The organism is Microbacterium lacticum, assembly GCF_006716815.1.
In the GTDB taxonomy this organism is placed as follows: Bacteria; Actinomycetota; Actinomycetes; order Actinomycetales; family Microbacteriaceae; genus Microbacterium; species Microbacterium lacticum.
Window position 1 is genome coordinate 25,625 of sequence record NZ_VFPS01000008.1, and the last position, 20,535, is coordinate 46,159.

A 20,535-nucleotide genomic window follows, 5' to 3' on the forward strand; every position below is an offset into this window, starting at 1 on the left:
CCGGGCCTCAGTGGAAGAAGTGCCGCTCGCCGGTGAAGAACATCGTCACGCCGGCGGCGCGCGCCGCGTCGATGACCTCCTGGTCGCGTACCGACCCGCCCGGCTGCACGATCGTACGGATGCCCGCGTCGATCAGCACCTGCGGCCCGTCGGCGAACGGGAAGAACGCATCGGATGCCGCGACCGACCCCGCGGCGCGCTCGCCCGCCCGCTCGACGGCGAGGCGGCACGAGTCGACGCGGTTGACCTGACCCATGCCGATCCCGACGGTCGCGGATGCCTGGGCCAGCACGATCGCGTTCGACTTGACGGCGCGGCACGCCTTCCACGCGAAGGCGAGGTTGCCCTTCTCGTCGTCGCCGGGCATCTCACCGGTGACGAGCTGCCAGCCGTCGACGAGCGATTCGACCTCGGCGGGGAACCGGTCGGCGTCCTGCAGCAGCAGTCCGCCCGAGACGAGGCGCACGTCCATCGGCTCCTGCTGCCAGCTGTCGGGCAGGCGCAGAACGCGCAGGTTCTTCTTCAGCTTGAAGACCTCGAGCGCCTCGGGCTCGAAGTCGGGCGCGACGATCACCTCGGTGAAGATGTCGCGCAGGTTCTCGGCCATCTTGAGGGTCACGGTGCGGTTCGCGGCGATCACGCCGCCGAACGCCGACACCGGGTCGCACTCGTGCGCGCGCAGGTGCGCCGAGGCGATCGGGTCGAGCGCGTTGGGGGCGGCGACCGCGATGCCGCAGGGGTTCGCGTGCTTGATGATCGCGACGGCGGGCTTGACCATGTCGAACGCCGCGCGGAGCGCCGCGTCGGCGTCGACATAGTTGTTGTAACTCATCTCCTTGCCCTGCAGCTGCGTCGCCTGGGCGATGCCGTGACCGCCCACACGCGTGTAGATCGCGGCGCGCTGGTGCGAGTTCTCGCCGTAGCGGAGCGTCTCGAGCCGCTCGGCCTTGATCGTCAGGTGCTGCGGCAGGTCGCCCTCGTCGGCGAGGCTCTCCTCGGCGAACCACGTCGCGACGTGCCGGTCGTAGGTGGCGGTGTGCACGAACGCGCGGGCGGCGAGGTCGCGGCGCTGCGCGAGGGTCGTGCCGCCGGTCGCGAGCGCGTCGATGATCGCGGGGTACGACTCGGGCGAGACGACGATGGCGACGTTCGCGAAGTTCTTCGCCGACGCGCGCACCATGGCGGGTCCGCCGATGTCGATCTGCTCGACGACGGCGTCGCCGGTCGCCCCGGAGGCGACGGTCTCGACGAACGGGTAGAGGTTCACGACGACGAGCTCGAAGGGCAGGATGCCGAGCTCGTCGAGCTGCGTCTCGTGGTCTTCGAGGCGCAGGTCGGCGAGCAGGCCCGCGTGCACGCTCGGGTGCAGCGTTTTGACGCGCCCGCCGAGCGACTCGGGGAACCCGGTGACCTGGGCGACGTCCTTCACCTCGAGCCCGGCGTCGCGCAGGAGCGCCGCCGATCCGCCGGTCGAGACGAGCTCGACGCCCGCGGCGGCGAGCGCCTGCGCGAGCGGCAGCACGTCGGTCTTGTCGCTGACCGAGATCAGCGCGCGCCGGATCGGCACGAGGTCGCGGTCGCGGTAGAGGGCGGGATCGATGGTGGGGCCGGCCATGCGGAACTCCAGTGCTCGGGTGCGCGATGCGTGAGGTGGTCAGGGGATGAGGGGGTCGGATGCCGCGGCGGCGGCTCCGGCGTCGGTGCGGTACGCGGCGAGGTCGATCTCTCCGGTCGCGATGGCGCGGACCGTCTCGATGAGCAGGCGCCGCTCGACCGGTTTGATGCGCTCGTGCAGGGTGTGCTCGGTGTCGCCGGGGAGCACCGGCACGCGCTCCTGGGCGAGGATCGGGCCCGAGTCGACGCCGCTGTCGACGACGATGACGCTCGCGCCGGTCTCTGCGATGCCCGCCCCGAGCGCGTCGCGCACGCCGTGCGCGCCGGGGAACTCGGGCAGGTACGCGGGGTGCGTGTTGATGAGCGCGGGGGCCCAGGCATCCACGAGCTCTGCCGGCAGCAGGCGCATGAGTCCGCTGAGTACGACGAGGTCGGGCGTCCACACGTCGATCTGCCGGCGCAGCTCGTCGCCCCACTCTTCGCGGGTCTCGAACTCGCGGAAGGGCACGAGCACGGTCGGCACGCCGAACGCCTCTGCGTGGGCGAAGCCGTCGGCCTGCCGGTCGGCGCCGACGACGACGATCCGTGCGGGGAATCCGGGCTCCGCTGCGGCTTCGAGCAGGGCACGCAGGTTCGATCCCGTGCCCGAGATGAGGACGGCGACCGTGAGCACGCGGCCAGTCTACCGGCGTGCGGTCGCGGCGCCCGCCGGGTCAGTCGCGAGGTTGCTCGCCCTCGTCGGCGTCGGGTGCGCCGGCGTCTCCGCGAGCGTCGTCCGTGCCGCCGGCGCGCTCGTCGCCGGGCCTCTCGGGACCGCCGAGCGAGGCGAGCGGGTCGAGGTCGGACGGGGCGAACTGCTCGGTGTCGCCCTCGCCGGAGACGTCGGACACCCAGTGCGGCAGCACCGCCGCCGGGCGCGCCGACCGGCCGTTCCCCGCGTCGGCCGCCGTCGCGCGACCCATGGTCGCGCCCGTGTGTCCCGAATACGAGGCGTGGTCTCGCCCGTCGCCCGCCGTGCGCGTCGGGCCGAACAGGGCGATCGCGGCGCCGACGAGCAGCTCCAGTCCCACGGCGAGCGCGACGGGTCCCGGCGCCGGACCGACCTCGGCCAGCCGTCCGGGCCCGATCGAGCCGGAGGCGACGGCCGCGAGCAGCGCCGCTCCGGCCGCCCCGCCCACGACGATCGCGGCGCCCGCCGCCAATCGCGGTCCAGCGGACTCGTCGACGACCTGCCCGGCGCGGTGCAGGCGGCCGCGCGCGGCGGCGCCGGCGACGAAGCCGACCGCGACGATGAGCAGCACGCTCACGAGCATCCACGGTGTCGCGGTCTCGGGCACGATGCCGAGTGCGGGCACGCCGGGGAGGACCCCGACGTTCGTGCCCGCCGGCGAGACGGCAGTGCCGGTGCCGAGCGCGAAGCCGGGACCGGCCACGAAGGCCCCGCCCCAGACGATCAGTGTCGGGAGGTATGCGAGCTGTGCGAGGGCGAGCAGCGCGCCGCCGGCGACGTCGACGTGGGATGCCTCGAACAGCGCGATCACCTGGCCGCCGCGCAGCACCGTCGCCACGGCGACGATGAGCGCGCCCGCGCCCACGAAGCCCCCGACGGCGATGCCGATGCCGCGCGCGGCGGCCTCGGGCACACCGGCCCATCGCGGGTCGCGCTCGGCGCGCAGACGCACCGCGTCGACGAGACCGTCGTCGCCGTTCCGCCACGCCCCGACGAGCGCCCCGGCGAGGGCGGGCACCGCGAACACGGCGGTCGGGAGGAGGAGTGCCTGCCAGCCGTAGACCGCCGCGACGGGGTTGCCCGAGCTGCGCCACAGCAGCCACGCGATCACCGCCATGACGACCGCGCCCGTCACCACCCCGACGACCCACGCGCCGGCGCGCGCCGCGCGCGCCCCCGAACGGGCGGCGAACACGGCGGTGAAGACGGTGAAGGCGAGCGGCGCCAGCGACAGCCAGAAGGTCGCCGCGTCGGCGGGGATGCCGACTGCGTTCAGGTACTCCGGCGGGAGGGTGATGCGCAGCGGCACTAGCTGGCCGAGCTGCCACAGCCGCACCGACGTCGGCCAGAGCGACGCCCAGTCGGCCCCGCCGCCGAGCCCGAACACCCACAGCACGGTGAGCGGGGCGAGGGCGGCCGCGACACCGACAGCCGCCGCGACCAGGGCGTCGACGGCGGCCAGGAGAGAGACGAGAAGGCGATTCATGCGCGTTCGACCCTACCCAGCCGAGCAGAGCGCGCCGTGCGGGCGCGCGGCGGGGGACGGAGAGCGCCCCGGCATCCACTAGCGTTTTCGCTGGAGGAATCATGTCTGAATCGCGCCCGCAGGCGACCCGCACCACCGAACCGGCGCCGGTGGGCGCCCTCGACCGCTTCTTCGAGATCACGAGGCGCGGCTCGACCGTGGGCACCGAGGTGCGCGGCGGCCTCGTCACCTTCGTGGCGATGGCCTACATCGTGGTGCTGAACCCGATCATCCTATCGGGCAAGGAGGACGTCGCCGGCAACACCCTCGCGTTCGGCGCCGTCGGCGCGGTGACCGCCCTGACCGCCGGTGTCATGACGATCCTGTTCGGGCTCGTCACGCGCCTGCCGTTCGCGTTCGCGGCGGGTCTCGGCATCAACGCGTTCCTGGCATTCAGCGTCATCCACGAGGTCACCTGGCCCGAGGCCATGGCCCTCGTCGTCATCAACGGTGTGATCATCGTGCTGCTGGCGGCCACCGGACTGCGGAAGATGATCTTCGACGCCGTGCCCGTGCAGCTGAAGCTCGCGATCACCGTCGGCATCGGCCTGTTCATCGCGTTCATCGGGTTCATCAACTCCGGATTCGTCACCGCGACGGGCTCGAACTCGCCGCCCGTCGGCCTCGGCATCGGCGGCTCCGTGGCATCCGTGCCCACCCTGCTGTTCGTCATCACGCTGATCCTCACCTCGGTGCTCGTCGCGCTGAAGGTCAAGGGCGGGATGCTCATCGGCCTGATCGTCGGCACCGTGCTCGCCGTGATCGCCGAGGCGATCTGGCACCTCGGCTCGGCCGTCGACCACCCGGGCGGGTGGGGACTCACGATCCCGGCGCTCACCGGATCGCCGGTGAGCGTGCCCGACCTCAGCCTCGTCGGCGCGGTCGACTTCTCCTTCGACGTCGCGAAGGTCGGCTTCGTCACACTGATCATGCTCGTCTTCACGCTCGTGTTCTCGAACTTCTTCGACGCGATGGGCACGATGACCGGTCTCGCCAAGGAGGCGGGGCTCGCCGACGAGAAGGGCGACTTCCCGCGCATCAAGTCCGCGCTGATCGTCGAGGGTGTCGGCGCGATCGCCGGTGGCGCGACCTCGTCGTCGTCGAACACGGTGTTCATCGAGTCGGGCGCCGGCATCGGCGAGGGTGCGCGCACGGGCCTCGCGAACGTCGTCACGGGTCTCGTGTTCCTCCTCGCGATGTTCTTCACCCCGCTCACCTCGATCGTGCCGACCGAGGTCGCCGCGGCGGCGCTAGTGATCGTCGGAGCGATGATGATGGCGCAGATCAAGAACATCGACCTCACCGACTTCCGCGTGCTCATGCCGGTGTTCCTCACGATCACCGTCATGCCCATGACCTACTCGATCGCGAACGGCATCGGCGCGGGCTTCGTCAGCTGGGTGCTGCTGCACGCGTTCTCCGGCCGCGCGAAGACCATCAGCCCGCTGCTGTGGATCGTCGCCGCCGGGTTCGTGATCTTCTTCGCCCGCGGACCGATCGAGATGGCGCTCGGCGGGTGACCGGCGGCGCGTTCGGCTGGATCGTGATCCTTCTCGTGGCGATCCTCGTGATCCCCGTCGGGATCGTCGCGGGCATCGGCTTCGCGCAGGGCACGATCCCGCCCGGCGACGACGAGGGCATCTTCGGCACGGGCCCCGGGTACCCGGTGTTCGCGCCGCCGTTCTGGCTGCTGTGGGTCCCCACGCTGGGCGCGCTCGCGCTCAGCATCGCGACCTGGCGCTACCGCGGTCAGTTCATGGACTCGATCTTCTCCGCCCGCTGGGATCTCGGCATCGTCTCGATGTTCGGCGCCGTCACAACTCTCGGCGCGGCCGTCACGTTCGGGGCACCGTACCTCGCCGTCGTCCTCGCCGCCGTCGTGCCCTGGCTCCTCGCGCTCTTCGTGGTCCTCTCGCGCGGAGTCTGGGATGCGGGGTCAGAGGCCGTCCGCGCGTTCCGCCCGGCGCGCCGTGACGAGGGGCCAGGCAGGAAGTCACCCCACGCGGGTGAGGCGTCCGAGCGCGCCGCCGTCCCCGCGCTGCGGATCACCGCGGGCGAGGGCTGGAAGCGCAATCGCCAGCGGCTCACGCGCGAGGACGGCGACCCGCGCCGCGTCGTCGTCGATGTCTTCGACACCGCCACGAACGAGATGGGCCTCACCCGCGCGCTCATGCGCTCGGTCGACGGTGAGGATGCCGCACCGCCGCGCTCCACGTCGTTCCCGCAACCGCCGTCCGCACGGTCCGCGCCGTGGAGAGCGCGCACGGCCCTCGCATCACGGCGACGTGGCATTGGGACGATGGCCGGCGCTCCGTGCTCATGTGCGCCTTCGATCTCGAACCGGAACGGTTCGCCGCGGTCGAAGCCGACCTCGACGCGGTGGCCGCCGGCATCCGCATCGGCACGATCTGAGCCTTCCCCGCGGCGCGGGGTGGCGGATGGGGAGTTCTCCCCATCGTGCGCGCGCGGCGACCGCGTCTAGCATCGTCGATCCTCGACGCCGTGTCGGGCCTGCGCACCGCGATCGCCGAGACGCGCAATCATGAGAGCGAAGCGCTCGACGTCCTCGCCGAGAACGCCGACACCGTCGCCGGCAAGCTCGAGACACTCGAGAACCGCTACCGCGTCGCCTCGGACGCTCTCACCGGCTTCGCCGGCGACCTCGAGACCGCGCAGCAGCAGGTGGCGCCGATCGTCACCGAGAACAGTGAGGCGTCGGCGCAGCTCGCGTACGCGTCGAGCCGCATCCGTCAGTACGAGCAGCAGCGCCTCATGACGACCGACCCGACCGAGATGATCGAGCTCAACGAGCAGCTCATCCGCCTGCACTCGCGCGCGAACACCTACCGCACGACCGTCTCGGGCGCCGAGACCCGCTTCGCCGCGATCATCGAAACGCTGCGCCAGTCAGGCCGCGATGCGGCGTCGCGACTGCGGACCGCGATGGACGGAGACGGGCTCAACGACTCGATCCTCGACAACATCACGGGGTGGGTGCAGGAGAACGCGGAGATTCTGAAAGCCATCCGGCAGGTGCTGCAGGTGATCACGACGGCCCTGTCGGTGCTGAGCTTCGTCTTCCCCGTGCTCGCGCCGTTCGCACTCGCCGCGGGGCTGCTGACCGCCGGTCTCGGGCTGCTGCTGGCGGCCTCCGGAGAGATCTCCTGGGTGGACTTCGGCCTCGACGTGCTCGCGGTGGCGACTCTCGGCGTGGGAGCGATCGCCTCCAAGGGCGTCGGGCAGGTCGTGAACCTCATGTCCGACTGGTACAACGAGAGCGTGCAGGACGCCAGCACGTGGCGGGTCGGCTCGTGAGCGCGGCGGCGACCGGCCCCCTGCCCCGCGTCATCGTGCCGCCCGGCTGGGCGGCGATCCCGGTGGGCGTGCCGCCCGGCTGGGCGGCGATCCCGGTGGGCGCGGACAACGACGACACCGCACGTGAGGTGTTCCGCGAGGCGTGGCGCACCGGTCCTCGCGACAGCATCGGGCCGTTCATCCATCGTCTCGAGGAGTGGCTCGTCTCGGTGCTCGATGACGCGCGCGACGCGGGCTGCTTCCGCGTCATCCTCCCGCTCGGGGTGCCGTGGCAGGTGCCCGTGTCCACGGCGATCTCGCTGAGCTTCGCGCCGGCGGCACGGCCCGCCGGCGGCGAGCAGCGCCTCACCGACGCCGGCCCCGCGTGGCGGGCCGTCACGGACCTGCCCGTCGCGGACGCGGACCCCGAGTCGCTCGCGCTCCTGCGCACGATCGAGTACGCCTGGCCTCTGCCGGATGGCGCCGGGATGCTGATCGCCTTCGCGTCGATCTCCGGGCAGCCGGTCGCGGAGTTCGCCCCCGTCGCGGATGCCCTGACGGTGCTCGTCGAGACGATGCTCGACGCCCTCGACTGGCCGCCCTCCGGCGGTGCACCGAGCGCGACCGCCCCGGCGCCGACACGCGAGGAGGCGACACGATGACCCTCCGCGTCGCTGCCGATCCGGCACGGTGGATGTACATCCCCGCTCGCTTCCCCTGGCAGGGGTACACGCGCGTCGAGGAGTGGAGTGCCGCCTTGCTGGCCGCTCTCGACGACCTGCACGACTACGACACCGACCAGCGCGAGCTCATCCGCGCATACGCGGAGGGGCTCTCCCGCTCCATCGACACGGGCGAGCACCGCTACGCCTACCTCACCCAACCGCACGTCGAGACGGCGATCGCGAGCTTCTACGAGTGGCCGCACCTCGACGTCGACGACGCCGAGCTGCAGGGCGCTCGCGACGTGCGGGCGGTGCGGCCTGCGGTGACCGAGCCGTTCCACAGTGCGGCGCTCGGTGACGGCACGCTGACGCTGCGACACGTGGCGGATGCGACGTCGGGGACGGTGAGCGCCGTCGCGCACTGGGTGTGGCGGATGCCCGACCGCGACATCATCATGATCGTGGGCGACAGCGATCTGCCGCGATTCCTGCGGCTGCGTCCGCTCTACGACGATCTGGCCCGGGCGATCGACCTCGTCCCGGGCGACGAGGGAAGGAGCTCGATATGGCCGACGGACTGAAGCTCGACACCGAACAGGTGCAGCAGGTCGCGAACGACATGCAGCGGATCACGCGCACGCTCGAAGACGCCGCCGCGGACTCCTCGTCGCTCGCCGCCGTCATCCCGGTGCACGAGCTCTCGCGTGCCGTCGAGGATTTCGCCGGGGGCTGGGACGACAACCGGCGGAGCCTCGTGGAAGAGGTCTCGGCGCTGCGCGAGCAGGCCGCCGCCGTCGCGCAGGCGTTCACCGCGACATCGACTCGCAGCTCGTCGACGCGCTCACCCGCCCGCCGCAGCCGGAGGGCGGCCCGGTCGGCCGGGGCGGTCCGATACCCGTCTGAGCGTCTTCGCACACACGACGAAGGGGTGGATGCCGTGGCATCCACCCCTTCGTCTTCCGTTCGCGTCGCCGCGCGTGCGTTACAGCGCTTCGATGACCTCGCGCATGAGGGCGGCGGTCTCGGACGGGGTCTTTCCGACCTTGACACCGGCGGCCTCGAGGGCCTCCTTCTTGGCCTGCGCGGTGCCCGCAGAGCCCGAGACGATCGCACCGGCGTGGCCCATCGTCTTGCCCTCGGGGGCGGTGAAGCCGGCGACGTAGCCGACGACGGGCTTCGTCACGTGCGCCTTGATGTACTCGGCCGCGCGCTCCTCGGCGTCGCCGCCGATCTCGCCGATCATGACGATCGCCTTCGTGTCGGGGTCGGCCTCGAACGCCTCGAGCGCGTCGATGTGCGTCGTGCCGATGATCGGGTCGCCGCCGATGCCGATCGCGGTCGAGAAGCCCAGGTCGCGCAGCTCGAACATCATCTGGTAGGTCAGCGTGCCCGACTTCGAGACGAGACCGATCGGGCCCTTGCCGGTGATGTTCGCGGGCGTGATGCCCACGAGCGCCTCGCCGGGGGTGATGATGCCGGGGCAGTTCGGGCCGATGATGCGGGTCTTGTTGCCCTTCGACTTCGCGTACGCCCACGCCTCCGCCGTGTCACCGACGGGCACGCCCTCGGTGATGACGACGAGGAGCGGAATGTCCGTGTCGATGGCCTCGATCATCGCGTCCTTCGTGAACGCGGGCGGCACGAAGGCGATCGACACGTCGGCGCCCGTCGCCTCGATCGCCTCGGCGACCGACGCGAAGACGGGGAGATCGACGGCGTTGCCGTCCTTGTCGGTGTGCGAGACGGTGGTGCCCGCCTTGCGCGCGTTGACGCCGCCGACGACGTTCGTGCCCGCCTTCAGCATCAGCGCCGTGTGCTTGGTGCCCTCGCCGCCGGTGATGCCCTGGACGATGACCTTGGAGTCCTTGTTGAGATAGATCGACATAGTCCTAGTTCCTTGAAATCCGGATGCCGCAGGTCAGGCGTTCGCCAGCTCGGCGGCCTTGTCGGCGCCGGCGTCCATCGTGTCGGCGAGGGTGACGAGGGGGTTGTTCGCCGCGGCGAGGATCGCGCGGCCCTCCTCGACCTGGTTGCCGTCGAGGCGCACGACGAGGGGCTTCGTGGCGGTGTCTCCGAGGATCTCGAGAGCCTTGACGATGCCCTCCGCGACCGCGACGCACGAGGTGATGCCGCCGAAGACGTTGACGAACACGCTCTTGACCTGCTCGTCGCCGAGGATGACGTCGAGGCCCGCGGCCATGACCGTGGCCGAGGCGCCGCCGCCGATGTCGAGGAAGTTCGCGGGCTTCACGCCGCCGTGGTTCTCGCCGGCGTAGGCGACGACGTCGAGGGTCGACATGACCAGGCCCGCGCCGTTGCCGATGATGCCGACCTGGCCGTCGAGCTTGACGTAGTTGAGGCCGGAGGCCTTCGCCTTCGCCTCGAGCGGGTCGGCGGCGTCCTTGTCCTCGAGCTCCTCGTGCTCGGGGTGGCGCACCTCGGTGGCGTTGTCATCGAGGGTGACCTTGCCGTCGAGGGCGATGATCGCGCCCGAGGCATCCTGGATCAGCGGATTCACCTCGACGAGGGTCGCACCCTCGCCGGTGTAGACGTTGTAGAGCTTGACGAAGACATCGGCGACCTTGGGCGCGAGCTCGTCGTCGAAGCCGCCGGCCTTGGCGATCTCGAGGGCCTTCGCCTCGTCGATGCCGGTGAGCGGGTTCACCTCGACCTTGGCGAGGGCGTCGGGGCGCTCGACCGCGAGCTCCTCGATCTCCATGCCGCCCTCGACGCTCGCGAGCGACAGGTAGGAGCGGTTCGACCGGTCGAGCAGCACCGAGAAGTAGAACTCCTTCTCGATCTGGGCGCCCGCGGCGACCATCACGCGCTTGACGACGTGGCCCTTGATGTCGAGCCCGAGGATCGCCTTCGCGGCCTCGTAGGCCTCGTCGGGGGTCTTCGCGACCTTCACGCCGCCGGCCTTGCCGCGACCGCCGGTCTTGACCTGGGCCTTGACGACGACGACACCGCCGAGCTTCTCGGCCGCCGCCTTCGCCTCCTCAGGGGTGTCGGCGATGATGCCGGCGAGTACCGGCACCTCGTACTTCTCGAACAGGTCACGTGCCTGGTATTCGTAGAGATCCACGCGCAATCCTCCGCTGGGCGTCTGTGGTTTTTCGGGGTGTCCGATGCCGAAGATGTCTCGATGTCGAGAGATCGACCAATCCCCCAGCCTAATACGTGCGCCTGAGTGCCCGGGACCGGCCCGGCGCGGCGCCGGTCTGGCCCCGGCGTGGGTCTGGTCCCGGCGTGGGTCTTGGCGTGGGTCCCGGTGCGGGTCCTCAACCGTCGGACCGGTGGTGCTGGTGTCGTCTCGGGGGCATCCGGAGTGCACACCCGCCCCACCGGCCCGACGACCGGCGGCCGGACGGCGACTAGGCTCGGCGCATGACTGACGTCGCCCCCACCACCGCCCGCAACGCCGTCGTCTCGGCCGCGCTCGACCTGTTCGTCGCCCAGGGGTTCGAGGCGACATCGGTCGAGCAGATCGCGCAGGCGGCGGGCGTCTCGCGCTCGACCTTCTTCCGCCAGTTCGGCGGCAAGGACGACGTCGTCTTCAGCGACCACGACGTGCTCCTCGCGCAGCTGCGCACCTTCCTCGAGGCCGCGCGGCGCGACCCGCGCGAGAATCCGTGGGCGGCCGCGGCGGCGGCATCCGTCGAGGTGTTCCGCCACTTCGCGGCCGACCCCGAGCTCGCCCGCCGCCGCTACGCCGTCGTGCGGCAGGTGCCGGCGCTGCGCGAGCGCGAGATCGTGACCGTATTCCAGTACGAGCGCCTGTTCGACGACTACCTGCGCCAAGCGCTGCCCGGGCTCGACCCGATCGACGCGGTCGCCTTCTCGGCCGCGGTCACCGCCGTGCACAACCACGTGTTGCGGCGGCTGCTGCGCGGCACCGACGACATCCCCGAGTCGGTGTTGACGGATGCCTATGACCGCCTGATGCACCGCTTCGGCGTGCACCCCGACGGCGAGGACACCCGAGGCGACGACGTCGTCGTCGCGACGTTCCCCCGGCGCATGCCGACCGCCGAGGTCGCCCGCCGCCTCCGCGACGCGCTGTAGCCACCACGCCGCGGCGGGGCGATGCCGGGCGGGATCGGCGGCTTGGCGACATACCGACCATTCGGTATGCTCGTACCAGCGGCGCATGACGTGTCGCGGGAGGGGTCGACGATGACCGACGTTCCAGGGCTCGACGTCGCGGGGCTCGCCGCGTGGATCGACCGCGTACACCCCGAACTCTCGCCCGCGCCGGCGCCGGAGCCCGAGCCCGAGCCCGACGCCAACGCCGACCCCGAACCCGACGCCGCCGCCACCCGACGGGCAGACGGCAGCGGGATTACGGCGGCCGTGATCGAGGGTGGACGCAGCAACCTCACCTACCGGATCGAGGGGACGCGGCGACCCCTCATCCTGCGCCGGCCGCCGCTCGGGCACGTGCTCTCCAGCGCCCACGACATGCGCCGCGAGCATCGCGTCATCTCGGCGCTCGGCGGCTCCGCGGTGCCCGTGCCGGTCGCCGTCGACATCGTCGATGACACCGACACCCGCGAGGTCACCGGCACCCCGTTCTTCGTCATGGAGCGCGCGCCCGGGCGTGTGCTGGCCCGACCCGCCGACAACGCCGGCTTCACCCCCGCGGCGCTGCACCGGCTGGGGATCTCGCTCGCCGCGCACCTCGCCGATCTGCACGCGGTCGATCCCGACTCCGTCGGCCTCGGCGACTTCGGGCGACCCGACGGGTACCTCGAACGGCAACTGCGCACGTGGCGGCGGCAGCTCGACGCGTCACGCTCGCGCGAGACGCCCACCCTCGACGCGCTGCAGGCATCGCTCGAGGGCGACGTGCCGGCATCCGGCCGCCCGGCGATCGTGCACGGCGACTACCGTCTCGACAACGCGCTCGTGGTCGGCGGGCGCGACGACGCGCACGTCTCGGCGATCCTCGACTGGGAGATGGCGACGCTCGGCGACCCGCTCGTCGACCTCGGCATGTTCGCGCTCTACTGGACCGTCGGCGACCTCGCGGGCGACGACGGAGACGCTGACGGCGCCGCCAACCCGGTCCTCGCGGCCGCCGTCCCGAGCGCCGTCGACCCCGCCGCCGGCTACCCCGACCTCGACGAACTGGTCGACGCGTACGCCGCGCGCGCGGGCATCGCCGTACCGACCCTCGACTGGTATCGCGCGTTCGCCGCGTACAAGCTCGCCGTCATCCTCGAGGGCATCCACTACCGCTTCCGCGCCGGCGACACCGTCGGCGCGGGCTTCGATCGCATGGGCGGGCTCGTCGAGCCGCTCGCCCGCCGAGGACTGGAGGCACGCTGATGGACTTCTCGTTCGATGAGCAGACGACCGCACTGATCGCGAAGGCGCGCCGCTTCGTCGAGGAGCGCGTGCTCCCCGCCGAGCCCGTGCTCGACGCGCAGCTCGCGCAGTCTCCGGAGGAATGGACGGTGCGCCCCATCGTGCGCGACCTGCAGCGCGAGGCGCGAGCGGAGGGCCTGTGGAACCTGTTCCTCCCCGGTGCGCACGGCGCGGGCCTCACGAACCTGCAGTACGCCCCCGTCGCCGAGGTCACCGGCTGGTCGACCCGCCTCGCTCCCCCGGCGTTCAACTGCGCGGCCCCCGACACCGGCAACATGGAGGTGCTGAACGACTTCGGCACGCCGGAGCAGAAGGATGCCTGGCTGCGCCCGCTGCTGGATGCCGAGATCCGTTCTGCCTTCTGCATGACCGAGCCCGACGTCGCCTCGTCCGACGCGACGAACATCGCGACGCGGATCGGTCGCGACGGTCGCGACTACGTCGTCTCCGGCCGCAAGTGGTGGTCGACCGGCGCGATGAACCCCGACGCGAAGATCTTCATCGTGATGGGCAAGACCGACCCGGATGCCGACCGGCACCGCCAGCAGTCGATGATCCTCGTGCCGCGGGACACCCCGGGCGTGCGGATCGTGCGCCCGCTCACCGTGTTCGGCTACGACGATCGCGACCACGGCGGCCACGCCGAGATCGTGTTCGACGACGTGCGCGTGCCCGCCGCGAACCTCATCTGCGGCGAGGGCGACGGGTTCGCGATCGCGCAGGCGCGGCTCGGCCCGGGGCGCATCCACCACTGCATGCGGGCGCTCGGCACTGGCGAGCGCGCGCTCGCCCTGATGATCGAGCGGGCGGGCGACCGGCACGCGTTCGGGCGCCCGCTCGCCGACCAGGGCGTCATCCGCGAGTGGATCGCCGAGGCCCGCATCACGCTCGAGTCGCTGCGCCTGCTCGTGCTCAAGACCGCATGGCTCATGGACACCGTCGGCAACCGGAAGGCGATGACCGAGATCCAGGCGATCAAGATCGCCGTGCCGCGCGCCGTACAGCAGATCCTCGACCGCGCGATCCAGGTGCACGGCGGTGCGGGCGTGTCGAGCGACACCCCGCTGGCCGAGATGTACGCCGGCCTCCGCTCGCTGCGCCTCGCCGACGGACCCGACGAAGTGCACCTGAGCAGCCTGGGCCGCGCACAGCTGAAGGGGTGACCGCGCCCGGCACGCCCGGCCGCGCCCGCCCCCGGCCCGCCCGCCGTTCAGGCGCGCAGGCTCGCGAGGTACAGCTCGGTGAGCTGCGCGGCGACGAGACCCTTGCTCTCGGGGCCGTCGGACGAGTACCAGTGCGAGAGGTAGTGCACGTCGCTGAAGAAGTGCGCGACGAGCACGGCGAGCGGGACGTCGGTGCGGTACCGCCCCTCCCGCTGCCCCCGCTCGAGGAGCGCCGCGAACGCGTCGTGGTACTCGCGGCGACGGCGCACGACCTCCCGCCCCCGTTCGGGGGTGAGCAGGTGCTGACTCTGGAAGAAGACCGCCCCCTCGCGGAGCTGGTCGATCGAGGTCTTGACGACGTCGATGCAGGCGGCGCGCAGGATCTCGTCCACATCGCCGCCGCGGGCGACGATGTCGTCGAGGTGCGCCTTCTGCAGGGTCAGGAGCGAGTCGTAGATGCCGAAGAGCAGGTCGTCCTTCGAGGCGAAGTAGTGGTACATGGCGCCCTTCGTGACGCCCGCGGCATCCACGATCTGCTGCACGCTCGTCGTCGCGTAGCCCTGCTCGGCGAACAGCTCGACGGCGGCGCGCCGGAGGTCGTCGGCGACCCGCGAATCTCTCATACGTCCATCTTCGCGCGGACGCGTCACATCAGCGGACGGATGCCGGCGCCACCGTCGATCGCCAGGGTCTGACCGGTCACCCACGCGGCGTCGGCGGACAGGAGGAAGGCGACCGGACCCGCGACGTCGTCGGGCTCGCCGAGACGCGCGAGCGGATACGCGGCCGACACCTCGGCCTCGTGGCCCTCGTAGAGCGCGCGGGCGAAGGCGGTCTTGATGACGGCGGGAGCGACGGCGTTGACCCGGATGCCCGGCGCGAGCTCGAACGCGAGCTGCGCCGTGAGGTTGATGAGCGCCGCCTTCGAGACGCCGTACATGCCGATGCCGGGGCTCGCGCCGACCCCGGCGACCGAGGCGATGTTGACGATCGAGCGGGTGAGTCCCGCCGCGACGGCGTCGCGCGACCACTCCAGCGCCGCGACGACGTTGACCTCGAGGATCTTCCGCGCCGCCGCGACGTCGACGCTCGCGAGCGGTCCGTACACCGGGTTGATGCCCGTGTTGTTGACGAGGTGGTCAAGCCGGCCGTGCGTCCGGGCGACGTGCGCGAACACCTCGGCGCGATGCACCGGGTCATCCGCCGCGCCCGCGACCGCCGTGGCGGCGGGTCCAAGCTGCGCGGCGGCGGCCTCGAGCGGCTCGCGGCGGCGACCCGTGAGGACGACGCGGCCGCCCTCGGCGACCAGACGCGCGGCGATCGCGAGTCCGATTCCGCGGCTCGAGCCCGTGACGATCGTCACCGTGTCCGCGAACCGTGCCCCGGCATCCGCCATTATGTTCCTCCTCGAGCGTCATACCGTCCAGTCGGTATGCCCGACTGTAGCACGCGACGCTCGCGCGGCGGCCGGCGGGCGGCGCGCACGCCGCGCACGGCGGATGTCGGCGGGTCAGGCGGTCTCGCCGGAGGCGACCGTCTCGGCGAGGGCGTGCACGCGGGGCAGGTGGTGCGCACCGTAGAAGTCGGCGAGGGTGAGGCGCGCGGCGTCCTCGGCGGCGGGGACCTCGTGCGCGGCGACGGCGACGACGGCGAGCGCGTGCATCCAGCCGCCGGCGAGCACCCCGAGCAGCATCAGGTACGGCACGCTGACGGCGTGCGCGTCGCGCGGCGACGACCCGAAGCCGACGACGTCGGCGGTCGCCCGGCGGGCGGATGCCACGGCACGCTCGAGCCGGTCGGCGGTGCGCGCCGCGACCTCGCCCGCCCCACCCGCCCCGACTCCGCGGAGCGCGGCGACGGTCTCGTCGATCTGGGCGAACAGCGTCTCGGCGGTGGCGCCCTCGTTGCGGATCACCTTGCGGCCGATGAGGTCGTTCGACTGGATCGCCGTCGTGCCTTCGTAGATCGTCATGATGCGCGCGTCGCGGTAGTGCTGCGCGGCGCCGGTCTCCTCGATGAAGCCCATGCCGCCGTGCACCTGGATCGCGTCGCTCGTCAGCGCGACGGCGTCTTCGGTGGCCCAGCCCTTGAGGATCGGCACGAAGAACTCGGCGAACGCGAGGTCGGCGGCGTCCTCGGATGCCTCGGCGCGGTCGAACAGGTCGCCGACATACACCCCGAGTGCGCGCATCGCGAACACGTCGCTGCGGATCGAGAGCAGCAGACGGCGCACATCGGGGTGCTCCGCGATCGGCGCGTCGCCGCCGCGCTCGAGCACGCGGCCCTGCATGCGGTCAGCGGCATATGCCTCGGCCTGCTGGAGGGCGCGGTCGGCGATGCCGGTCGCCTGGAAGCCCATCCCGATGCGCGCGGAGTTCATCATCACGAACATGCCGGCAAGCCCGCCGCCGACCTCGCCGACGAGGTAGCCCGTGGCGTCCTCGTAGGAGAGCACGCACGTCGGCGACCCGTGGATGCCCAGCTTGTGCTCGATCGCGACGGTCTCGACGCCGTTGCGGTCGCCGAGCGAGCCGTCGGCATTGACGAGGTACTTCGGCGCGACGAACAGCGACAGTCCCTTGGCGCCCTCGGGGGCGCCGGGCGTGCGCGCGAGCACGAGGTGCACGATGTTCTCGGCCACGTCGTGGTCGCCCCACGTGATGAAGATCTTCTGGCCCTTGATCGACCACGACCCGTCGTCGCGGGGCGTCGCGGTCGTGCGGATCGCGCCGAGGTCGGTGCCGGCGGCCGGCTCGGTGAGGTTCATCGTGCCGGTCCACTCGCCCGAGACGAGCTTGGCGAGGTAGATCTCGCGCAGTTCGTCCGACGCCGCGGCATCCAGGGCGTGGATCTGTCCCGCGCTCAGCAGCCAGCACAGCGCGAACGCCGCGTTCGAGGCGTTCCAGATCTCGCCGAGGCCCGCGCGGATCGAACCGGGCAGCCCGTCGCCGCCGGCGGAGGCGGGCGCCTCGGCAGTGACCCAGCCGGCCTCGACGAAGGCGGCGTACGCCTCGGCGAATCCGTCGGGCAGATGCACCTGGCCGTCGACGAGGCGCGCACCCTCGCGGTCGCCGACCTGCTCGAGGGGCGCGAGGACGGATGCCGCGAACTCGCCCGCTCCCGCGATGATGTCGGCTCCGTCGTCAGCGGTGAGCTCGCCGCCGGTCGCGCGCGCGACGATGTCGGTGCCGAACGCCTCGCGATAGAGGAAGGCGTAGTCGGCGACGGGCGGCTGGTAGTCGGTGGCCATGGCGGGATCCTCGCTGAGACGGCCGGGCGATTGCCCGAGATGAGACTAAAGCCCAGTGTAGATGAAACCCAGTGTCACGTCGCGGCCGATGCTGCGATCGCCCGTCGCGGCGCTCACCCCCTCGCCCAGACAAGGAGCGCGGGCCAGGATGGAGCGCATGGCATACGCGATCCCCGCACCGATGCTGGCCAAGGCCGTGCCCGCGATCCCCGACCCCGCGAAGACGCCCGGCGGGCTCTCGTTCGAGCCGAAGTGGGACGGGTTCCGTGCGCTCGTGTCGTGGGACGGCAGCGACGTGATCATCGGCTCGCGGGGCGCGAAGCCGCTGACGCGCTACTTCCCCGAGCTCGTCGAGGCGCTCGCGGCGCTCCTGCCGGAGCCCTGCCTGCTCGACGGCGAGATCGTCCTCGCCCGGTCGGCGACGAACGGCACAGCGGACAACGGTACCGACGACGGCGCCGCCCCGGCTCGCCTCTCGTGGGAGGCGCTGTCGCAGCGCATCCACCCCGCCGAATCGCGAGTGCAGCAGCTCAGCCGCACCGACCCGGCGCAGTTCGTCGCCTTCGACCTGCTCGCCCGCGGCGAGCGCGACCTCGTGCCGGAACCGTTCGCGGTGCGCCGCCGCGAACTCGAGGAGCTGATGCGAGGCATCCGCCCCTCCCCCGGCGCCGCCGCCTCGCTGCACCTCACGCGCACGACGACCGACCCGGCCCTCGCCGCCCGCTGGCTCGCGCTGTTCGAGGGCGCGGGGCTCGACGGCGTCGTCGCCAAGCCGCTGGCGGAGCCGTACGCCCCGGGCAGGCGCACCATGCTGAAGATCAAGCACCATCGCACGGCCGACGTCGTCGCCCTCGGCTACCGCGTGCACAAGAGCGGCGCCGGCGTCGGCTCGCTGCTCGTCGGGCTGTACGGCGACGACGGACGGCTGCACCAGGTCGGCGGGGTCTCCGCGTTCAGCGACGCACGCCGCCTCGCGCTCGTCGACGAGCTCGCTCCGCTCGTCGAGACGGATGCGTCGGGCGCGGCCGTGCACGGCGACGGCGAGCGCTCCCGGTTCACGGCGGCGGGGAAGGACACGAGCTTCGTGCGGCTGCGACCCGAGCGGGTGCTCGAGGTGCGCTACGACCAGCTCGAGGGCAGCCGCTTTCGGCACACCGTGCAGTTCGAGCGGTGGCGGCCCGACCGCGACCCGCGATCATGCACCTTCGCGCAGCTCGAGACCGTACCCGCATACGACCTCGCCGACGTGCTCGACTGACGCCGCACGCACAACGAGCCCGCATCGGCGCCGGACTCCGGCGGCCGGCCATGCGGGCCCGAGGTGCGAAAGCGGGTGATGCCCGTTCTTTCTGGGTCTGACGCTAGCCCTGCGCGGCGGCGGCGGAGCGCGCGCCCGGCCGTGACAAAGCACGGCCGCGCGGGGTGCGCGTCGTACCGACCCGGTGCCAGGATCGAGACATGTCCGAGCCCGTCGACCCGCCCGCCGACAGCGACCGGCCCGGCGCGCGCCCGGACCGGCCCGACGCGCGCCTGCACGGGCGCGACGCCGTCCCGGCGCCCCGCGACGACACCGACGCCAGCATCGACGCCGATCGGCCGTCGGACGTCGAGTGGACGCTGACCCAGGAGCTGCGACTCGAGCCGGTGCAGTTCATCGCCCGCACCGATGCGGTCATGCGCCTCGGCGCGCTCATGCTCGGCGCGGGCGGCTCGTCGGCGCGCGTGCGCGACAGCATGGAGCGCGCCGCCCACGCGGTCGGCATCGAGAAGCTGCACACGCGGGTCGGCATGACCGACATCGTCGCCACCACGAGCCGCGGGCAGATGTTCCGCACGCGGGTCGCCGAGATCCGCCGCCCGGCCGTCGACGCCGACCGGCTCACCGCTCTCAAGCGCCTGACGGGCGAGCTGCACCCCGGCACACCCGCCGCCGAACTGCAGCGTCGGCTCGACGCGATCGAGGCGACCCCACGCCGCTATCCCGAGATCGTGCGAGTGCTCGGCGCGGCGCTCGCGTGCGCGGCGTTCGCGCTGCTCAACAACGGCGGCTGGCAGGAGTTCGTCGCCGTCGGCATCGCGGCCGGCGCGGGCCAGTTCGTGCGGCTGCGCATCGGGCGGCTGCGCACGAACGAGTTCCTCGTCGTCTTCCTCTCCGCGATGACGGCGCTGCTCGTCTACCTCGGCGTCGCGGCGCTCCTCGCCGCCGTCGGTCTCCCGGGCGGGCAGCACGACGCCGCGCTGACGAGCGCCGTGCTCTACCTCGTGCCGGGCTTCCCGCTCGTCACCGGGGCGCTCGATCTCGCCCGCCTCGACCTGGACGCCGGAATCTCCCGTGTCGTCTACGCGACGCTCGTGCTGCTCGCGACCGGCACCGCGGTGTGGGGCATCGGGTCGCTCTTCCACGCGACCGTCACCCAGACCGCCACTCCGCTGTTCGACGAGCCGGTGCTCTCGATCGTGCGGCTCGTGGCGGGGTTCGTCGGCGTGCTGGGCTTCGCGGTGCTGTTCGACACTCCGCCCGCGATCGCGCTCACGGCGGCGACGCTCGGGACGATCGCGAACGTGGGCAGGCTGGCGATGGTGGATGCCGGGACCACCGCTCCGCTCGCCGCGGCGATCGCGGCCCTCGCGGTCGGCTTCGGCGCGTTCCTCGTCGGCGATCGGCTCCGCGCGGCGCGCGTGACCATCACGGTGCCGGCGGTGCTCATCATGGTGCCGGGGGCCGCCGCCTACCGGGCGATCACCGGCGTCATCGCGGGCGACACCCTCTCGGCGATCCAGAACGGCTTCACGGCGGTGTTCGTCGTGGTAGCCCTCGCGATCGGGCTGACGGTCGCGCGCGTGCTCACCGAGCGTGAGTGGTCGCGGCCCTGATCGCGGCGCGCCTGTCAAGGCTTCGCGGCCACGGGCCCGCGTCCCCTACG

18 protein-coding genes are annotated in these 20,535 nt (G+C 72.1%); 10 read left to right on the plus strand and 8 right to left on the minus strand.

Annotated elements, in window-relative coordinates:
* Positions 1-7: 7 nt before the first annotated feature.
* Genes purH through FHX68_RS14635 form a run of 3 tightly spaced genes read right to left on the minus strand, consistent with a single transcriptional unit; the run spans position 8 to position 3,830 of the window.
* Positions 8-1,615, minus strand: coding sequence for a bifunctional phosphoribosylaminoimidazolecarboxamide formyltransferase/IMP cyclohydrolase (gene purH / locus FHX68_RS14625; RefSeq protein WP_141378848.1), 1,608 nt, complete (start codon positions 1,613-1,615; stop codon positions 8-10).
* A 39-nt stretch (positions 1,616-1,654) separates the two neighbouring features.
* A complete protein-coding gene (purN, locus tag FHX68_RS14630; protein WP_141378846.1) occupies positions 1,655-2,287 on the minus strand; it encodes a phosphoribosylglycinamide formyltransferase in 633 nt (210 codons plus the stop codon).
* 40 nt (positions 2,288-2,327) lie between these two features.
* Positions 2,328-3,830 carry a cell division protein PerM gene (locus tag FHX68_RS14635; RefSeq protein WP_229661388.1) on the minus strand — a complete coding sequence of 501 codons (1,503 nt, stop codon included), beginning with the start codon at positions 3,828-3,830 and terminating at the stop codon, positions 2,328-2,330.
* A 101-nt stretch (positions 3,831-3,931) separates the two neighbouring features.
* Here FHX68_RS14635 and FHX68_RS14640 point away from each other — a divergent pair, with 101 nt between their 5' ends.
* Genes FHX68_RS14640 through FHX68_RS14660 form a run of 5 tightly spaced genes read left to right on the plus strand, consistent with a single transcriptional unit; the run spans position 3,932 to position 8,409 of the window.
* Complete coding sequence (locus FHX68_RS14640; protein ID WP_141378844.1) at positions 3,932-5,389, plus strand: NCS2 family permease; 1,458 nt, start codon at positions 3,932-3,934, stop codon at positions 5,387-5,389.
* Entirely contained in the window at positions 5,386-6,351 is a 966-nt protein-coding gene (locus tag FHX68_RS14645) for a hypothetical protein (RefSeq protein WP_141378842.1), read from the plus strand. The genes FHX68_RS14640 and FHX68_RS14645 overlap by 4 nt, the downstream gene beginning before the upstream one ends.
* 20 nt (positions 6,352-6,371) lie before the next feature.
* Complete coding sequence (locus FHX68_RS14650; RefSeq protein WP_141378840.1) at positions 6,372-7,184, plus strand: hypothetical protein; 813 nt, start codon at positions 6,372-6,374, stop codon at positions 7,182-7,184.
* Complete coding sequence (locus tag FHX68_RS14655) at positions 7,181-7,825, plus strand: hypothetical protein (RefSeq protein ID WP_141378838.1); 645 nt, start codon at positions 7,181-7,183, stop codon at positions 7,823-7,825. The genes FHX68_RS14650 and FHX68_RS14655 overlap by 4 nt, the downstream gene beginning before the upstream one ends.
* On the plus strand, positions 7,822-8,409 hold the full coding sequence (locus FHX68_RS14660; RefSeq protein ID WP_141378836.1) for a hypothetical protein: 588 nt from the start codon (positions 7,822-7,824) through the stop codon (positions 8,407-8,409). Before FHX68_RS14655 ends, FHX68_RS14660 begins: the two co-directional genes overlap by 4 nt.
* A gap of 401 nt (positions 8,410-8,810) precedes the next feature.
* Here FHX68_RS14660 and sucD read toward each other — a convergent pair whose 3' ends face one another.
* Together sucD and sucC are read right to left on the minus strand one after the other, a co-directional pair.
* Positions 8,811-9,713 carry a succinate--CoA ligase subunit alpha gene (gene sucD / locus FHX68_RS14665; protein WP_141378834.1) on the minus strand — a complete coding sequence of 301 codons (903 nt, stop codon included), beginning with the start codon at positions 9,711-9,713 and terminating at the stop codon, positions 8,811-8,813.
* Positions 9,714-9,746: 33 nt separating this feature from the next.
* The gene (gene sucC / locus FHX68_RS14670; protein ID WP_141378832.1) at positions 9,747-10,913 is read right to left on the minus strand and encodes an ADP-forming succinate--CoA ligase subunit beta; all 1,167 of its coding nucleotides are present in this window, start codon (positions 10,911-10,913) and stop codon (positions 9,747-9,749) included.
* A gap of 302 nt (positions 10,914-11,215) precedes the next feature.
* Between sucC and FHX68_RS14675 the strand changes: the two genes are divergently transcribed.
* The 3 genes from FHX68_RS14675 to FHX68_RS14685 all read left to right on the plus strand — a co-directional run bounded on the left by FHX68_RS14675 (position 11,216) and on the right by FHX68_RS14685 (position 14,361).
* A complete protein-coding gene (locus FHX68_RS14675; RefSeq protein ID WP_141378830.1) occupies positions 11,216-11,893 on the plus strand; it encodes a TetR/AcrR family transcriptional regulator in 678 nt (225 codons plus the stop codon).
* 111 nt (positions 11,894-12,004) lie between these two features.
* Positions 12,005-13,159, plus strand: a complete 1,155-nt coding sequence (locus FHX68_RS14680) for a phosphotransferase family protein (protein ID WP_141378828.1) — start codon at positions 12,005-12,007, stop codon at positions 13,157-13,159.
* Positions 13,159-14,361, plus strand: a complete 1,203-nt coding sequence (locus FHX68_RS14685; RefSeq protein ID WP_141378826.1) for an acyl-CoA dehydrogenase family protein — start codon at positions 13,159-13,161, stop codon at positions 14,359-14,361. Before FHX68_RS14680 ends, FHX68_RS14685 begins: the two co-directional genes overlap by 1 nt.
* Before the next feature lie 47 nt (positions 14,362-14,408).
* Here FHX68_RS14685 and FHX68_RS14690 read toward each other — a convergent pair whose 3' ends face one another.
* From FHX68_RS14690 to FHX68_RS14700, 3 genes are all read right to left on the minus strand, one after another.
* Positions 14,409-14,984, minus strand: a complete 576-nt coding sequence (locus FHX68_RS14690; protein ID WP_141378824.1) for a TetR/AcrR family transcriptional regulator — start codon at positions 14,982-14,984, stop codon at positions 14,409-14,411.
* A 23-nt stretch (positions 14,985-15,007) separates the two neighbouring features.
* Positions 15,008-15,757, minus strand: coding sequence for an SDR family oxidoreductase (locus FHX68_RS14695; RefSeq protein WP_141378823.1), 750 nt, complete (start codon positions 15,755-15,757; stop codon positions 15,008-15,010).
* Between the two features lie 114 nt (positions 15,758-15,871).
* On the minus strand, positions 15,872-17,611 hold the full coding sequence (locus FHX68_RS14700; protein ID WP_141378821.1) for an acyl-CoA dehydrogenase family protein: 1,740 nt from the start codon (positions 17,609-17,611) through the stop codon (positions 15,872-15,874).
* A gap of 157 nt (positions 17,612-17,768) precedes the next feature.
* Between FHX68_RS14700 and FHX68_RS14705 the strand changes: the two genes are divergently transcribed.
* The gene (locus FHX68_RS14705) at positions 17,769-18,869 is read left to right on the plus strand and encodes an ATP-dependent DNA ligase (protein ID WP_141378819.1); all 1,101 of its coding nucleotides are present in this window, start codon (positions 17,769-17,771) and stop codon (positions 18,867-18,869) included.
* 200 nt (positions 18,870-19,069) lie between these two features.
* Positions 19,070-20,485 (plus strand): threonine/serine exporter family protein, encoded by a 1,416-nt coding sequence (locus tag FHX68_RS14710; RefSeq protein WP_141378817.1) that lies wholly within the window; start codon positions 19,070-19,072, stop codon positions 20,483-20,485.
* The last annotated feature ends 50 nt before the right edge of the window (positions 20,486-20,535 follow it).

Excerpts from the sequence above, each read along its gene's own strand:
- FHX68_RS14695 (WP_141378823.1), bottom strand. The coding sequence starts at position 15,757 with ATGGCGGATGCCGGGGCACGGTTCGCGGACACGGTGACGATCGTCACG.
- FHX68_RS14635 (WP_229661388.1), bottom strand. The coding sequence starts at position 3,830 with ATGAATCGCCTTCTCGTCTCTCTCCTGGCCGCCGTCGACGCCCTGGTC.
- FHX68_RS14710 (WP_141378817.1), top strand. The coding sequence starts at position 19,070 with ATGTCCGAGCCCGTCGACCCGCCCGCCGACAGCGACCGGCCCGGCGCG.
- FHX68_RS14685 (WP_141378826.1), top strand. The coding sequence starts at position 13,159 with ATGGACTTCTCGTTCGATGAGCAGACGACCGCACTGATCGCGAAGGCG.
- FHX68_RS14675 (WP_141378830.1), top strand. The coding sequence starts at position 11,216 with ATGACTGACGTCGCCCCCACCACCGCCCGCAACGCCGTCGTCTCGGCC.
- purH (WP_141378848.1), bottom strand. The coding sequence starts at position 1,615 with ATGGCCGGCCCCACCATCGATCCCGCCCTCTACCGCGACCGCGACCTC.
- FHX68_RS14690 (WP_141378824.1), bottom strand. The coding sequence starts at position 14,984 with ATGAGAGATTCGCGGGTCGCCGACGACCTCCGGCGCGCCGCCGTCGAG.
- FHX68_RS14705 (WP_141378819.1), top strand. The coding sequence starts at position 17,769 with ATGGCATACGCGATCCCCGCACCGATGCTGGCCAAGGCCGTGCCCGCG.
- FHX68_RS14660 (WP_141378836.1), top strand. The coding sequence starts at position 7,822 with ATGACCCTCCGCGTCGCTGCCGATCCGGCACGGTGGATGTACATCCCC.
- FHX68_RS14700 (WP_141378821.1), bottom strand. The coding sequence starts at position 17,611 with ATGGCCACCGACTACCAGCCGCCCGTCGCCGACTACGCCTTCCTCTAT.
- FHX68_RS14640 (WP_141378844.1), top strand. The coding sequence starts at position 3,932 with ATGTCTGAATCGCGCCCGCAGGCGACCCGCACCACCGAACCGGCGCCG.
- FHX68_RS14680 (WP_141378828.1), top strand. The coding sequence starts at position 12,005 with ATGACCGACGTTCCAGGGCTCGACGTCGCGGGGCTCGCCGCGTGGATC.
- sucD (WP_141378834.1), bottom strand. The coding sequence starts at position 9,713 with ATGTCGATCTATCTCAACAAGGACTCCAAGGTCATCGTCCAGGGCATC.